Origin of the sequence: Streptomyces sp. NPDC002680, assembly GCF_042889145.1 — a bacterium.
Taxonomy (GTDB): Bacteria; Actinomycetota; Actinomycetes; order Streptomycetales; family Streptomycetaceae; genus Streptomyces; species Streptomyces adonidis.
In genome coordinates this window covers 14,036-28,244 of record NZ_JBIAQP010000018.1, presented here as the reverse complement: position 1 = coordinate 28,244, position 14,209 = coordinate 14,036, and the positions used below count along the sequence as shown (strand labels likewise).

Below are 14,209 nucleotides of genomic sequence, written 5' to 3'. Positions count from 1 at the left end.
ATGATCAGACCGAACACCGTAGGAGCTCGCGTGAGACCCCCCAGGAAGTACGTCGGCACACGCACCGCGGTCCTCCGCCGGGACGCCGTCCTCGCAACCGTGCCCGTCGCCCTCGCGGCCCTGCTGGCCGCCGCCGGACCGGCGGGAGCCGCGACCACCGGCACCTCCGGTGTCGGGGACCCGTACTTCCCGCTGTCCGGAAACGGCGGCTATCACGTCGGCCACTACGACCTGAACCTCCGCTACGACCCCACCAGCCGCCGCCTCGACGGCAAGGCCGTGCTCACCGTCCGCGCCACCCAGAAGCTGACCCGCTTCAACCTCGACCTCAGCGGGCTGAAGGTCACCGCCCTCACCGTCGACCGCGTCAAGGCCGGTTTCCGGCGCTCCGGGCAGGAACTGATCGTCAGCCCGCGCCGCGCCCTGAACAAGAACCAGACCTTCCAGGTCGCCGTCACCTACTCCGGCGTCCCGAAGACGGTCATCGACCCGGACGGCTCGAAGGACGGCTGGATCCCCACCGACGACGGCGTGTTCGTCGCCGGGGAGCCGCAGGGCTCCATGAGCTGGTTCCCCGGCAACAACCACCCCAAGGACAAGTCCTCGTACGACTTCACGATCACCGTCCCCCAGGGGCGCACCGCGGTCGCCAACGGTGTCTTCCTGGGCCAGAGGACCGCGGGCGGCAAGAGCACCTTCCGCTGGCGCCAGTCCGAGCCGATGGCCTCCTACCTGGCCACGGCCACGGTCGGCAGGTTCAAGGTCGAGCAGTACACCACCCGGAGCGGCATCAAGGTCTACAACGCCGTCGATCCGCGCGAGGCCACCGCCGCCGCGCCCGTGCTGAAGAAGCTGCCGTCCGTCCTGGAGTGGGAGGCCAAGCTCTTCGGCCCCTACCCGTACAAGGCCGCCGGAGCCATCGTCGACCGCGCCCCGCAGGTCGGCTTCGCGCTGGAGACGCAGACCCGGCCCGTGTACGACCAGGCACCGGACCTGAGCACCCTCGTCCACGAGTCCGCGCACCAGTGGTTCGGCGACTCCGTCGCCCTCACCAGCTGGAAGGACATCTGGCTCAACGAGGGCTTCGCGACGTACACGGAGTGGCTGTACACGGAGCAGCACGGCGGCCCGAGCGCCCAGAAGACCTTCGACGACCTGTACGCCACGGCGGCCGACGACGACCTGTGGTCCTTCCCGCCCGCCGACCCGGGCAGCGGCGCGAACATCTTCGGCAGGCCCGTCTACGACCGTGGCGCCATGGCCCTGCACAAGCTCCGCAAGGCGGTCGGTGACACGGCGTTCTTCAAGATCCTGCGCACCTGGGCCGCCCAGCACCGCAACGGTCACGGTACGACCGCCCAGTTCACCGCCCTCGCCGAGCACGTCTCCGGCAAGGACCTGGACCCGCTGTTCAAGACCTGGATCGGCACGAAGGGCAAGCCGTCCGCTCCCTAGGGCTCCAGCCTCCCCGGGTTTCGGCCCGGGGAGGGCATCACTGCTCGCGCATGCCCCACGGCGAGCCGTACGCCTCCAGCAGGTCCAGGAAGGGGCGGGCCGGGAACGCCTCCGGGCCCAGGACACCCGAGCCGGTCCAGGCGCCGGTGGCGACGAGTTCCAGGGCGACGACGGGATTGACCGCCGTCTGCCACACCACCGCCTGGGAGCCGTACTCCGCCATGGACCACTGGTTGTCGACCACGTGGTACAGGTACACCTCGCGCGGCGCCCCGTCCTTCGTACCCTTGACCCACGTCCCCGCGCACGTCTTGCCATGCATGCGCTCGCCCAGCGTCGCCGGGTCGGGCAGACAGGCGGCGACGACGTCCCGGGGCGACACGGCGACCGGTCCTGCGGCGCTCGGGACGGTCACGGGGTCGGTGCGGTCCAGGCCCAGCAGGTGCAGCGTCTTGAGGGTCTGGATGAACTCGTCGCCCAGGCCGTACTTGAAGGTGACCCGGCGTGCGTCGATCCAGCGCGGCACGAGCAGCACCTCCTCGTGCTCGACGTTCACGCACTCCACCGGGCCGATGCCCTCGGGGAAGTCGAACACCTCGGGCTCGCTGAAGGGTTCGGTGGTGAACCAGCCCCGGCCGGACTCGTAGACGACCGGTGGGTTGAGGCACTCCTCGATCGTCGTCCAGATGCTGAAGGACGGCGCGAAGTCATAGCCGTCGACGGTGAGGTTCGCTCCGTCGCGGATGCCGATCTCCTCGATCTCGTCGAAGAGTTCGTCCGCCGCGTGCCTGGCGAAGACATCGGACATGCCCGGCTCCACACCCATCCCGACGATGGCCAGCGCGCCCGCCTTCGCCCACTCGTCGGCCGCCGCGAACTGCTCGTCGCCGAGCTTCACCCCGCACACCTCGTGCGGCCGCTCGGCATCCGGACGTGACAGGGACATCGCCATGTCGACATAGGTGGCCCCGGCGGCGCGGGCCGCGCGGAACAGCGGCATCACGAAGCGCGGGTCGGTCGCGTTGAGCAGCACGTCGCACTCGTGCCGGGCCAGCAGCTCCGCCACCGCGCCCTCGTCGGACGCGTCGACCCGCTCCGCCACGAACCGGTCCCCGTCCCCGACCCCGGCGACCGCCGCCTCGGCCCGCGCCGGGTCGTAGTCGGCCACGACCATCCGGTCGAAGAAGGAGCGCCGGGCGGCGATCCGGGTGATCGCGGTCCCTACACCGCCGGCGCCCACGAGCAGCACACGCATGGCAGAACTCCCTGTTTGTGAAGGTTCCGAAGTATCTGATGGTTACGGCGGTTCCGCTGCCGTTGTCCGCCGATCCAACGCCTCGCCGTCGTCTAAGGTCAATGGCGTTGGCATAAGACCCCGCGAACGGACCACGAACGAACCACGGAGGCGACCGACCGTGCCGAAACCGGTGGTACCGGAGGAGAAACGACGGCGCCGCCGCCCCACCAGGAGCGGCACCGTGCTGTCCGAGCGGCTGATCGTCGACACCGCCCTGCGCATGCTCCGCGAACACGGCAGCGCCGGCCTCACCGCCCGCCGCCTGGGCCTCGCCCTGGACGCCGACCCCAGCACCCTCTACCGCTACTTCCGCGGCATGGACGACCTGACCCTCGCCATCGGCGACGCCCTCATCGGCCAGGCGCTCCACGGCTGGCAACCGACGGGGGAGTGGTCGGCGGACCTACGGGCCATCGGGCTGCGCATCCACGCCGTGTACGTCGGCCATCCGCAGGCCGCCGTCCTGACCGCCAGCCGCGTCACGGGCCGAGCCAACGAACTGGCCGCCGACGAGGCCATCCTCGATGTTCTGCGCACCGCCGGTTTCCCGTTGCCCGAGACGGTACGGATCTACCATGCCTTCATCGACCAGACGCTGGCCTTCGCCGCCCTCGACGCCGCCTCCCTGGCCCTGCCGCGCGCCAGCCTCACCGCCGACGAGGACATGTGGCGCTCGACCTACGCCCGCCTGCCCCGCAGCACCCACCCCCGTATCGCCGAGGCGGCCCCGCTGCTCGCCGCCCGTATGGTCGCCAGCGCCTATCCGACGGCCCTCGACATGCTGCTGGACAGCGCCGCCCGGACGCTCGCCGTGGAAGGCCCCGGCAGCCCCTCTGGCTCTTGTGATATTGAAAGCTGAGCCGATTTGGATGTAACGAGCAACCAGGACATCAGTGGACCCCAGCGAGAGCAGTACCGGCAGCGACGAGGAGTCCCAGCCGAAGAACCCCACGGACGAGCCCCGCCCGGCCGGACGCCGCTGGGCCATGGACACCCGGCCCCTGCGCCGCCCCGCCTACCGCCGCCTGTGGTCCTCGACCGCCGTCACCGCCGTCGGCAGCCAGCTCACCGCCGTCGCCGTGCCCAAGCAGATCTACGACATCACCGGCTCCTCCGCCTGGGTCGGCTACGCGAGCCTCGCCGGACTCCTGCCCCTCGTCGTGTTCGCCCTGTGGGGCGGCGCGATCGCCGACAGCATGGACCGCCGCAAGCTCCTGCTGATCACCAACACCGGCATCGCCGTCACCTCGCTGCTGTTCTGGATCCAGGCCCTCGTCGGCCTCGACTCGGTGGCGACCCTGATGATCCTGCTCGCCCTCCAGCAGGCCTTCTTCGGCCTGAACTCACCGGCCCGACAGTCCGTCGTCGCCCAGCTGGTTCCCGAGGAGGAACTCGCCGCGGCCAACGCCCTCGGTACGACCGTCATGCAGACCGGCCTGGTCGCGGGCCCGCTGCTCGCCGGCACCCTCATACCCGTCATCGGCCTCGCCGAGCTGTATCTGATCGACGCGCTGGCCCTGTGCGTCACCCTCTGGTCCGTCGTACGGCTGCCCGCGCTCCCGCCGTCGGCGGCGGCCTCCCGGAAGGCGGGCCCACGGGAGGTCGTCGCCGGATTCCGCTACATCGCCCTGCACAAGGTGCTCCTGCTGTCCTTCCTCGCGGACATCGTCGCCATGGTCTTCGGCATGCCCCGCGCCCTGTTCCCGCAGCTCGCCGCCCAGACGTACGCCCCGTACGGGGAGGGACTCGCCCTCGGGCTGATGTTCGCGGCGATCCCCGTGGGCGCGGTGGTCGGCGGACTGTTCTCCGGCACGTTCTCGCGGGCGCGGCGGCACGGCTGGATGGTGATCGGGGCGGTCGTCGCCTGGGGGCTGGCGATCACGGGCTTCGGGCTGAGCACCAGCCTGTGGGTGGCCGTGGCGTTCCTGGTCGCCGCCGGGATCGCCGACATGGTCTCCAGCGTCTTCCGGGTGGCGATCCTGCTGTCGGCGGCGACCGACGAGATGCGCGGCCGGATGCAGGGCGTCTTCACGGTGGTCGTCGTGGGCGGTCCCCGCCTGGCCGACCTGCTGCACGGCACCACGGCATCCGCCCTGGGCACCCGCACGGCCGTCGCCGGCGGCGGCCTCCTGGTCGTCGCCCTCACCCTGGCTCTGACGGCCGCGATGCCGGCGCTGCGCCGCTACCGCATCTGAGCACCGGCCCGGAGCGCTCCTTACCCGGGCCCCCGCTTGTGCAGGGAGTAGTGGTCCATGAGCTTGCCCCGGGTCAGCTCCAGCCGGTAGGCGAGGATCTCGGCGATGATCCGCACCAGCTGCAGCCCGAGCGCCGGTTCCTCGTCGCAGAGCCTGAGCACCGCCTCGGCGTCGAACTCGTACGCGCGTACGGGGCTGAAGGCCTCGGCGCCGAAGTCCCACTGATGGGGCGGGAAGAGCCAGGACCAGCCGAGCAGATCGCCCGCGCCGAGGCTCGCCACGGTCACCCGCTGCACCGGTGTCACCTGCTGGACCAGGGAGACCGCGCCGGAGCGGACGACCCAGAAGCGATCGGCGGTGCCGCCCGCCTCGAAGATCGTGTGGTCCTCGGCGAAGGACACCTCGGTCGCGAGTGCCAGCAGCCGCTCACGGCGGGGCGGGGGAAGGGCGGACAGCAGCTTGGTCGCTTTGGTCATGAGCAGGGCTCCTCGCCGGCGATCTGGATGCTTCCCCTACCCCCATTTGAGCCGTTGCGGACGCCTCGGGCACCTCGGCAGCGGGAACAAGACCGATTTTTGACATGAGAAGGCCCTGGCTGGACGGGGGAGACCAGCCAGGGCCGTAGGTGGTGGCACGCGGAGGGCGGTCGCCTCTCGGCGAAAGGCTCCATGGGGCTTCAGCCGAACGATCTTCCCCATGGGCTATAGGTGAGGCCCGGGGACACTGTCCCCTCCGCAGCCACGTAGGTAAGAACGGCCGACCCCTCCAGGTTGTTCCGCATCGACTCTCCAGCGGGGCGTGATCCACGTCACGTCCGGTTTCGGGGGTGTCCGGGGCTGCTCAGCCCTCCGACACCTGGGCGATCAACGTCTGCAGATGCAGGCCCCGACGGGCGTCCAGTTCGCCGGAGACACCGGTGCGTACGGCGGTCGCGAACTCGCGGCGCAGCACCGGCCAGCTCTCCTCGTGGTCGAGCGCGTCACTGTCGAACACCAACTCCGGTCCCGAACCGAAGAGTTCGATGCGGGAGACGCCCTGACTCACGTTCACCGAACCGGACAGGGAGGCCTGGCTGACCGCGCCGTTCTCGTGCTCACAGGTCAGTTCGATCCAGCGCCGCGAATCCCCTGCCCCGCGCACCCGGACGATCCGCCCCACGGCCGCGTCGAGCAGATCGAGGGCGTGCGGCCCCAGATCGAGCAGCGCGCCGTGTTCGAGCCGCCAGGGGGTCGAGAACGCGCCGCCCAGGAAGGCGCCGCTCAGGAAGGCCGCCCGCGCGCCGAACACGTCCGCCTCGCCCGCCGCCTCCAGGAACCGCCGGGTCTCGGGGTGGTAGCGGTTGGTCAGGGTGACCTGGGAGACGACCCCGGCCTCGTCGATCGCGTCCACCAGTCGCCGGGCCGCCCCGAGATCCTCGGCGATCGGCTTCTCCAGCAGCACCGCCTTGCCCGCCTTCGCGGCGCGCAGGGCGAGCTCGGCCTGTACGGCGGGCGGCACGGCGAAGGCCAACGCCTCGCAGGAGTCGAGCAGTTCCTCGAACCGGGCGGCGACCGGCGCCCCGTACGGAGCCGCCGTCTCCTGGGCGGCCTCGGGGCGGCGCGCCCAGACCCCGGCCAGCTCGGTCTCGGGCCCGGCGGCCAGCACGCGCGCGTGCACTCCCCGTGCCCAGGGCCCGGAGCCGACGAGCCCGACCTTGACGGGCGGATGCGACCACGGTGCGGAGGTACTGGTCACGACAGGGTCCAATCCGTACGGGAGGGCCGATACGGAGATCACTCTGCGGGCCCGCCCGCCGTACCGTCAACCAACATCCGCCCCGTGTACGCGCCGTCCGCTCAGCGGAACATGTTGTCGGCGTCCTCCCAGCGCGCGAGTTCCTCCGCCGCCGGGTTCGGCCGGGGAATGGGCGCCCGGGCCTGGTACATCGCGTCGATCTCGACGGCGTAGTGCCGCACGATCGCGTCCCGGCGCAGCTTCATCGAGGGCGTCAGCAGACCGTTGCTGAGGGCGAAGGGCTCCCCGAGGACCCGGAACACCCGGATCGACTCGGACCGCGACACCGTGCTGTTGGCGGCGGCGACGGCCCGTCCGATCTCCTCCCGCAGGGCGTTCTCCTCACGTGCCTGGCGCTCCGGGGCGTCCTCCTGGAAGGTGAGCGAGCCCCGCCAGTGGGCCAGGAACTCCGGGTCGAGGGTGATCAGGGCGCCCACGCACGGCCGGTTGTCGCCCACGATCACCGCCTGGTGCACCAGCGGATGCACGCGCAGCCGCTGTTCCAGGGCGGCCGGCGCGACGCTCTTGCCGCTGCTGGTGATGATGATGTCCTTCTTGCGCCCGGTGATCGTCAGATACCCGTCCTGGTCCAGCCGCCCGATGTCCCCGGTGGCCAGCCAGCCGCCGTACAACGCCGCCCGGGTGGAGGCGTCGTCGTTGACGTACCCCTGGAAGACGGAGGCGCCGTACACCATGATCTCGCCGTCGTCCGCGACCTGGATCTCCGAGCCGGGCAGCGCCTGCCCGACCGTCCCGAACTTCTCGCGGCCCACGGGCTGCGCGGTGATGCCGCCGCTGGTCTCGGTGAGGCCGTAGCCGTCGTGGACGAGGATGCCGATACCCGCGTAGAACAGGGCCAGTTCACGGTTGAGAGGCGAGCCGCCCGACACCGCGCCGCACACCCGCCCGCCGAGGGCGGCCCGGAGTTTGCGGTACACCGTCCGTTCGTATAGGGCGTGTTGGAGCCGCAGATCGAAGCCGGGTCCGGAGCCGGTGCCCAGCCGCTGCCGTTCGACAGCCGTCGCGAAGTCCCGCGCGGTGCCCACGGCCCGCTCGAACAGGGTGCCCCGGCCGGCCTGCTGGGCGGCGCGCAGGAAGTTCTTGTAGATCTTCTCGAACACCGACGGCACCGCGTACAGATACGTCGGCCGGAAGGAGAGCAGCGCCGACGACAGCGCCTCCCCGCTCAGGTCGGGCTCGTGCCCCATCAGCATGCCGCCGCGCAGACACAGGCCCTGGATCATCAGGCCGTACACGTGCGAGAAGGGCAGGAAGGCGAGGACGCTGGGCTGCTCGCCGGGCGGTGCCGCCGTCTGCCGCCAGCCCGCGAGCAGGGTGTCGCAGGGGCTGGCCAGGTTGCGGTGGCTCAGGGCGCAGCCGCGCGGATGCCCGGTCGTGCCGGAGGTGTAGGCGATCACCGCGGTCGAGTCCGGCAGCACGATCCGGCGCAGGGAGTCGACCGTGGCCATCGGCACCTGCCGCCCAAGCTCCACGAGTTGGGGCAGGGCTCCGTCGTCCAGCTGCCACACGTTGCGCAGCAGGGGCAGTGAGGTGCACACCGAGCCGACGGTCATCAGGCCCTGTTCGTCCTCGACGACGACGGCGCTGCACTGCGAGTCCGAGAGGATCCAGGCGACCTGGTCGCGCGAGGAGGTCGGGTAGATCGGCACGACCTCGGCGCCCACCGTCCAGAGCGCGTAGCAGAGCACCGTCCACTCGTAGCGGGTGCGGGCCATGATGGCCACGCGGTGGCCCGGTGAGATGCCGGAGGCGACGAACCCCTTGGCGAGATCGACGACCTCGTCCCGCAGTTCGGCGGCCGTCACCTCGGTCCAGTCCGGTCTGGCAGGGTCGAGGCGCCGCGCGATCTGCGGCAGGTTCGGTTCCCGCAGCGCCGTGTCGAAGACGCTGTCGGCGAGACCGCCTGTCAGCGGTGCGGTGGTGGGGGGAGCGAGGGCGAAGTCGCGCATGCGCTGCTCCTGGATCGTACTGACTGTGACCGCGCCGACGAGTGGAGTTATCGACGGTGAACGAATCTAGCTCAGGTGGCGGACGTTGTTGTCGGGAACTGTGAAGTAGCTTTCCGGAAGAGGCAACGGAAGTGGTTTCGGAAGACGCTTTCCGCACTTCCCCGCGCGTCACCTCACCCGCGCACCGGCGCCAGCCACACCGTGGCGAGCGGCGGCAATGTCAGCCGGACACTCGACGAACGGGGCTTCAACTGCCCGGAGCTGCGGACATCGCTGCCCCCGTAGCGGGCGGCATCGGTGTTGAGGACCTCCTGCCACGCGGGCACCGAGCCTGGCACGTCGAGACGGTAGTCGTGGCGGACCACGGGCGAGAAGTTGCTGACGGCCAACAGGGGCGCCCCGGCCGCGTCGTAGCGCAGGAACGCGAAGACGTTGTCCTCGGCGGCGTCCCCGGCCACCCACCGGAAACCGGCGGGGTCGGTGTCGAGCTGCCAGAGAGCGGGGGTGCGCCGGTAGACGGTGTTGAGATCGCGGACCAGATCGCGCACGCCCCGGTGGTCGGGCTCGGCCGCATACTCCTTGTCCAGCAGCCACCAGTCCGGCCCGTCGGCCTCGGACCACTCCGAGCCCTGGGCGAACTCCTGTCCCATGAAGAGGAGTTGCTTGCCGGGATGGGCCCACATGAAACCGAGGTACGCCCGCTCGTTGGCCCGTTGCTGCCACCAGTCGCCCGGCATCTTCGACACCAACGACCGCTTGCCGTGGACCACTTCGTCGTGGGAGATGGGCAGGACGTAGTTCTCGCTGTACGCGTACACCATGGAGAACGTCATCTCGTTGTGGTGGTACTTGCGATGGACCGGCTCGTGCCCCACATAGCCGAGCGAGTCGTGCATCCAGCCCATGTTCCACTTCAGCCCGAAGCCGAGCCCGCCGCTGTCGGTCGGCTGTGTCACCCCGCCCCACGCGGTGGACTCCTCGGCGATCGTCATGACCCCCGGGACCCGCCGGTAGACGGTGGCGTTCATCTCCTGGAGGAAGGCGACCGCGTCCAGATCCTCCCGGCCGCCGTGCACGTTCGGCGTCCACTGGCCGGAGTCGCGCGAGTAGTCGAGGTAGAGCATCGAGGCGACCGCGTCGACCCGCAGCCCGTCGAGGTGGAACTCCTCGCACCAGTACACGGCGTTGGCGACCAGGAAGTTCCGCACCTCGGTCCGTCCGAGGTCGAACTCGTAGGTCCCCCAGTCCGGGTGCTCGGCCCGCCGCGAGTCGCCGGGCTCGTAGAGGGGCTCCCCGTCGAACCTGGCCAACGCCCAGTCGTCCTTGGGGAAATGCGCCGGAACCCAGTCCAACAGGACGCCCACACCGGCCCGGTGCAGCGCGTCGACCAGATACCGGAAGTCGTCGGGGGAACCCAGCCGGGCGGTCGGGGCGTAGTACGAGGTGACCTGGTATCCCCAGGACCCGCCGAAGGGATGCTCGGCGACCGGCATGAGCTGCACATGCGTGAAGCCCAGGTCCGTGACATAGGAGGGGAGTTCATCGGCCAGCTGACGGTACGTCAACCCGGGGCGCCAGGACGGCAGATGGACCTCGTACACGGAGAACGGCTCCTCGTGCACGGTACTGCCGGACCGACGCGCGAGCCACTCCTCGTCACCCCACTCGTAGTGGGAGACGGCGACGACGGACGCCGTCGCGGGCGGCACCTCGGTACGCCGGGCCATCGGGTCGGCCTTCATGACCCGGCCGCCGTCCCGCGCCACGACCTCGAACTTGTACCGCTCGCCCTCGCCGACGCCGGGCACGAACAGCTCCCACACCCCGGAGGAGCCGAGCGACCGCATCGGATACCCGGTGCCGTCCCAGAAGTTGAAGTCCCCGGCCACCCGGACCCCGCGTGCGTTGGGCGCCCAGACGGTGAAGCGGGTGCCGGTGACGCCCTGGTGGGCCATCGGCTCGGCGCCCAGCGCCCGCCACAGCTCCTCGTGCCGCCCTTCACGGATGAGATGCAGATCCAGCTCACCGAGGGCGGGCAGGAAACGGTACGGATCCTCGGCCTTCGACTCACCGCCCTCGTACGCCACCAGCAGCGTGTAGTCGGGGCACTCGGCGAAGGGGCGATCGAGGGGGAGTACGGCGCTGAAGAACCCGTCACCGTCGTCGTCGAGCGCGCTGACCAGCCCGTCCACGACCACGCTCACGCCAAGCGCGTGCGGGCGCAGGGCGCGGAAGACGACCCCGCCGCCCGGCACGGGATGCGCGCCGAGCAGTGCGTGCGGGTCGTGATGGGTGCCGGAGAGCAGGCGCTGCTTCTCGTCGGCATCCCACAGGGCATCGGGTCTGCCCAGGGAGGACGGGTCGGGGAGGGCGGAGTCGTACAGGGCCACAGCGGTCAGCCTCCTCGGACGGCGAGTCGCTCGATCGCCGCCATGGGGACGGGGAGCCAGTCGGGGCGGTGCCGGGCCTCGTAGACGACCTCGTACACGGCCCGGTCGGTCTCGTACGCGCGCAGCAGCCCGGGGATACGGCGCGGGTCCCACCCGGCGCGGGCGGCGTAGCCCGCACAGTAGGCGTCCCGGCAGCGTTGCGCCCACTCGGGGTGCCACGGCCGGCGCGTACGGGCGGCGTAGTCGAAGGAGCGCAGCATGCCCGCGATGTCCCGCACCGGCGACTGGGCGCTGCGGCGCTCGGAGAGTGGACGGGACGGTTCGCCCTCGAAGTCGATCACGAACCAGTCCCCGCCGGTACCCCCGGTGCACAGCACCTGCCCGAGGTGCAGATCACCGTGGACGCGCTGCGCGGCCGGCCCCGGGTCGAACCCGGCAGGCGCGTCGAAGGCGGCTCGCAGCCCCCGGGCGTACGGCCGCAGCGCCGGTACATGGCGTACGGCGGCGTCGAGACGCTCGGCCATCGCGGCCGCCGTACGTGTGTCGTGCCGCATGCTGCGGGTGTCATCGGGGAAGGCGGTCGCGAGCGCCAGGTGTACGTCGGCGGTGGCGCGGCCCAGTTCGTGGGCCTCGTCGGTGAACGGGTGCCCCGAGGCGAGGGCGCGCAGGGCCAGCGTCCAGCCGTCGGAGGCGCCGGGCAGGAACGGCTGGAGCACGCCGAGAGTCGCGTCCTGCGGCAGGTCGGTCCGGAACCAGGCGGCCGGGGCGGGTACGCGGGCACAGCCCTGGCGGGCGAGAGCTGCGGGCACTTCCAGGTCGGGGTGGACACCCGGCTGGACGCGTCTGAGCACCTTCAGGATGAACGAGTCGCCGTACACGAGCGAGGAGTTGGACTGCTCGACGTCGAGGAGCCGCGGGGCGAGTCCGGCGGGCACGGTGACGCCGGGGTCGGCCTCGAAACGCAGGGGGCCGGCCGTTCCGGGTCGCCGGAGGCGCTCCAGCAGGAGTTCCGCCGCCCGGGGGTCCTGGAGGGCGTCGTAGACCAGCAGCCCCGCCAAGGGCCCTTCCTCCGCACGGCCGATGAGGGCCCGGCGGAGGTGCGGTGACATGCGGTCCCGTACGCCGAGGAGCAGTTGGTAGCAGTCGCCGGGCGGGGGAGTGCCGCCGGGGGCGGGGACGGGCGTGTGGCCGGTGCGGACGAGCAGGTGCAGACAGCCCGGAAACAGCTCGGTCATCGAGAGCAGGCCCAGGTCCGTGACGGGCCGGTCCTTGCCCGCGAACCAGCGCTGCTGGGGCAGCCATTCGCGCAGCGGCCCACCGAGCGAGGTCAGCGGCCGGGCGAGGTCCGTCCTGCTCGGGCGAAGAGAAGCGGTCTTCGGCATGGTGACGCGTCCTTTCGCGGGCACACACTCAATGTCGTCGGCCAGTGCGCGGGGTGGCTCGGGTGAGCCTGAACCAGTAGAAGCCGTGTCCTGCGAGGGTGAGCAGGTAGGGGAGTTCGCCGATGGCGGGGAAGCGGACTCCGCCGATGAGCTCGACGGGGTGGCTGCCGCTGAACGCCCGTAGGTCGAGTTCGGTGGGCTGGGCGAAGCGGGAGAAGTTGTGGACGCACAGGACGAGGTCGTCCTTGTGTTCGCGCAGGAAGGCGATGACGGCCGGGTTGGAGGAGGGCAGTTCGGTGTACGAGCCGAGCCCGAAGGCCGGGTTCTGCTTCCGGATCTCGATCATGCGCCGGGTCCAGTGCAGGAGCGAGGACGGGGACGACATCGATGCTTCGACGTTGGTGACCTGGTAGCCGTAGACCGGGTCCATGATCGTGGGCAGGAAGAGACGGCCCGGGTCGCAGGAGGAGAAGCCTGCGTTCCTGTCCGGGGTCCACTGCATCGGTGTACGCACCGCGTCGCGGTCGCCCAGCCAGATGTTGTCGCCCATGCCGATCTCGTCGCCGTAGTAGAGGATCGGCGAGCCGGGCAGGGACAGCAGCAGGGCGGTGAACAGCTCGATCTGGTTGCGGTCGTTGTCCAGGAGCGGGGCGAGCCTCCGCCGGATGCCGATGTTGGCGCGCATACGCGGGTCCTTGGCGTATTCGGCCCACATGTAGTCGCGTTCCTCGTCGGTGACCATTTCGAGGGTGAGCTCGTCGTGGTTGCGCAGGAAGATGCCCCACTGGCAGTTCGAGGGAATGGCGGGGGTCTTGGCGAGGATTTCCGAGACCGGGTAGCGCGATTCACGGCGCACGGCCATGAAGATGCGTGGCATGACCGGGAAGTGGAACGCCATGTGGCATTCGTCGCCGCCGCTGCGGTAGTCGCCGAAGTAGTCGACGACGTCCTCGGGCCACTGGTTGGCCTCCGCCAGCAGTACGGTGTCCGGGTAGTGGGCGTCGATCTCCTTGCGCACATGCTTCAGGAATTCATGAGTACGCGGCAGGTTCTCGCAGTTGGTGCCCTCGGCCTGATACAGGTACGGAACCGCGTCGAGACGGAAGCCGTCGATTCCGAGGTCCAGCCAGAAGCGGAGAGCCGCGAGAATTTCTTCTTGTACCGCCGGGTTCTCGTAGTTGAGGTCCGGTTGGTGGGAGAAGAAGCGGTGCCAGTAGTACTGCTTGCGGACCGGGTCGAAGGTCCAGTTGGAGGCCTCGGTGTCGACGAAGATGATCCGCGCGTCCTGGAACTGCTTGTCGTCGTCGGCCCAGACGTAGTAATCGCCGTACGGGCCTTCGGGGTTGCTCCGGGACTCCTGGAACCACGGGTGTTCGTCGCTGGTGTGGTTCATGACGAAGTCGATGATGACGCGCATGCCGCGTTGGTGGGCGGCGTCGACGAACTCGACGAAGTCGGCGAGGTCGCCGAATTCGGGGAGGACGGCGGTGTAGTCGGAGACGTCGTAACCGCCGTCACGGAGCGGGGATTTGAAGAAGGGGGGGAGCCAGAGGCAGTCGATGCCGAGCCACTGGAGGTAGTCGAGTTTGGCGGTGAGGCCTTTGAGGTCGCCGACTCCGTCGCCGTTGCTGTCCTGGAAGGAGCGGACGAGGACCTCGTAGAAGACGGCGCGTTTGAACCACTCGGGGTCCCGGTCCTTGGCGGGAGTGTCCTCGAAGGTGTCCGGGACGGGATCGTTGACGGTCAC

At 70.3% G+C, this 14,209-nt stretch carries 10 protein-coding genes; 3 read left to right on the top strand and 7 right to left on the bottom strand.

What is annotated here, in order from left to right:
- Positions 1-30: 30 nt before the first annotated feature.
- Positions 31-1,455, top strand: a complete 1,425-nt coding sequence (locus ACFYXF_RS37810) for a M1 family metallopeptidase (RefSeq protein ID WP_389356503.1) — start codon at positions 31-33, stop codon at positions 1,453-1,455.
- 37 nt (positions 1,456-1,492) lie between these two features.
- On the opposite strand, the gene ACFYXF_RS37805 is transcribed toward ACFYXF_RS37810, so the two are convergent.
- Positions 1,493-2,710: a saccharopine dehydrogenase family protein gene (locus tag ACFYXF_RS37805; RefSeq protein WP_389356502.1), complete on the bottom strand. Its 1,218-nt coding sequence runs from the start codon at positions 2,708-2,710 to the stop codon at positions 1,493-1,495.
- Between the two features lie 160 nt (positions 2,711-2,870).
- On the opposite strand from ACFYXF_RS37805, the gene ACFYXF_RS37800 reads away from it, so the two are divergent.
- Complete coding sequence (locus ACFYXF_RS37800; protein ID WP_389356501.1) at positions 2,871-3,611, top strand: TetR/AcrR family transcriptional regulator; 741 nt, start codon at positions 2,871-2,873, stop codon at positions 3,609-3,611.
- Positions 3,612-3,645: 34 nt separating this feature from the next.
- Entirely contained in the window at positions 3,646-4,947 is a 1,302-nt protein-coding gene (locus tag ACFYXF_RS37795) for an MFS transporter (protein WP_389356500.1), read from the top strand.
- 20 nt (positions 4,948-4,967) lie between these two features.
- Here ACFYXF_RS37795 and ACFYXF_RS37790 read toward each other — a convergent pair whose 3' ends face one another.
- The 6 genes from ACFYXF_RS37790 to treS form a co-directional block, all read right to left on the bottom strand.
- The gene (locus ACFYXF_RS37790) at positions 4,968-5,423 is read right to left on the bottom strand and encodes a cyclic nucleotide-binding domain-containing protein (protein WP_369031211.1); all 456 of its coding nucleotides are present in this window, start codon (positions 5,421-5,423) and stop codon (positions 4,968-4,970) included.
- Between the two features lie 364 nt (positions 5,424-5,787).
- The gene (locus tag ACFYXF_RS37785; protein ID WP_389356499.1) at positions 5,788-6,681 is read right to left on the bottom strand and encodes a Gfo/Idh/MocA family protein; all 894 of its coding nucleotides are present in this window, start codon (positions 6,679-6,681) and stop codon (positions 5,788-5,790) included.
- 101 nt (positions 6,682-6,782) lie between these two features.
- Positions 6,783-8,690, bottom strand: a complete 1,908-nt coding sequence (locus ACFYXF_RS37780) for an AMP-dependent synthetase/ligase (protein WP_389356498.1) — start codon at positions 8,688-8,690, stop codon at positions 6,783-6,785.
- Positions 8,691-8,863: 173 nt separating this feature from the next.
- A complete protein-coding gene (gene glgB / locus ACFYXF_RS37775; RefSeq protein WP_389356497.1) occupies positions 8,864-11,080 on the bottom strand; it encodes a 1,4-alpha-glucan branching enzyme in 2,217 nt (738 codons plus the stop codon).
- A 5-nt stretch (positions 11,081-11,085) separates the two neighbouring features.
- A complete protein-coding gene (locus ACFYXF_RS37770; protein WP_389356496.1) occupies positions 11,086-12,462 on the bottom strand; it encodes a maltokinase in 1,377 nt (458 codons plus the stop codon).
- Between the two features lie 28 nt (positions 12,463-12,490).
- The gene (gene treS, locus ACFYXF_RS37765) at positions 12,491-14,209 is read right to left on the bottom strand and encodes a maltose alpha-D-glucosyltransferase (protein ID WP_389356495.1); all 1,719 of its coding nucleotides are present in this window, start codon (positions 14,207-14,209) and stop codon (positions 12,491-12,493) included.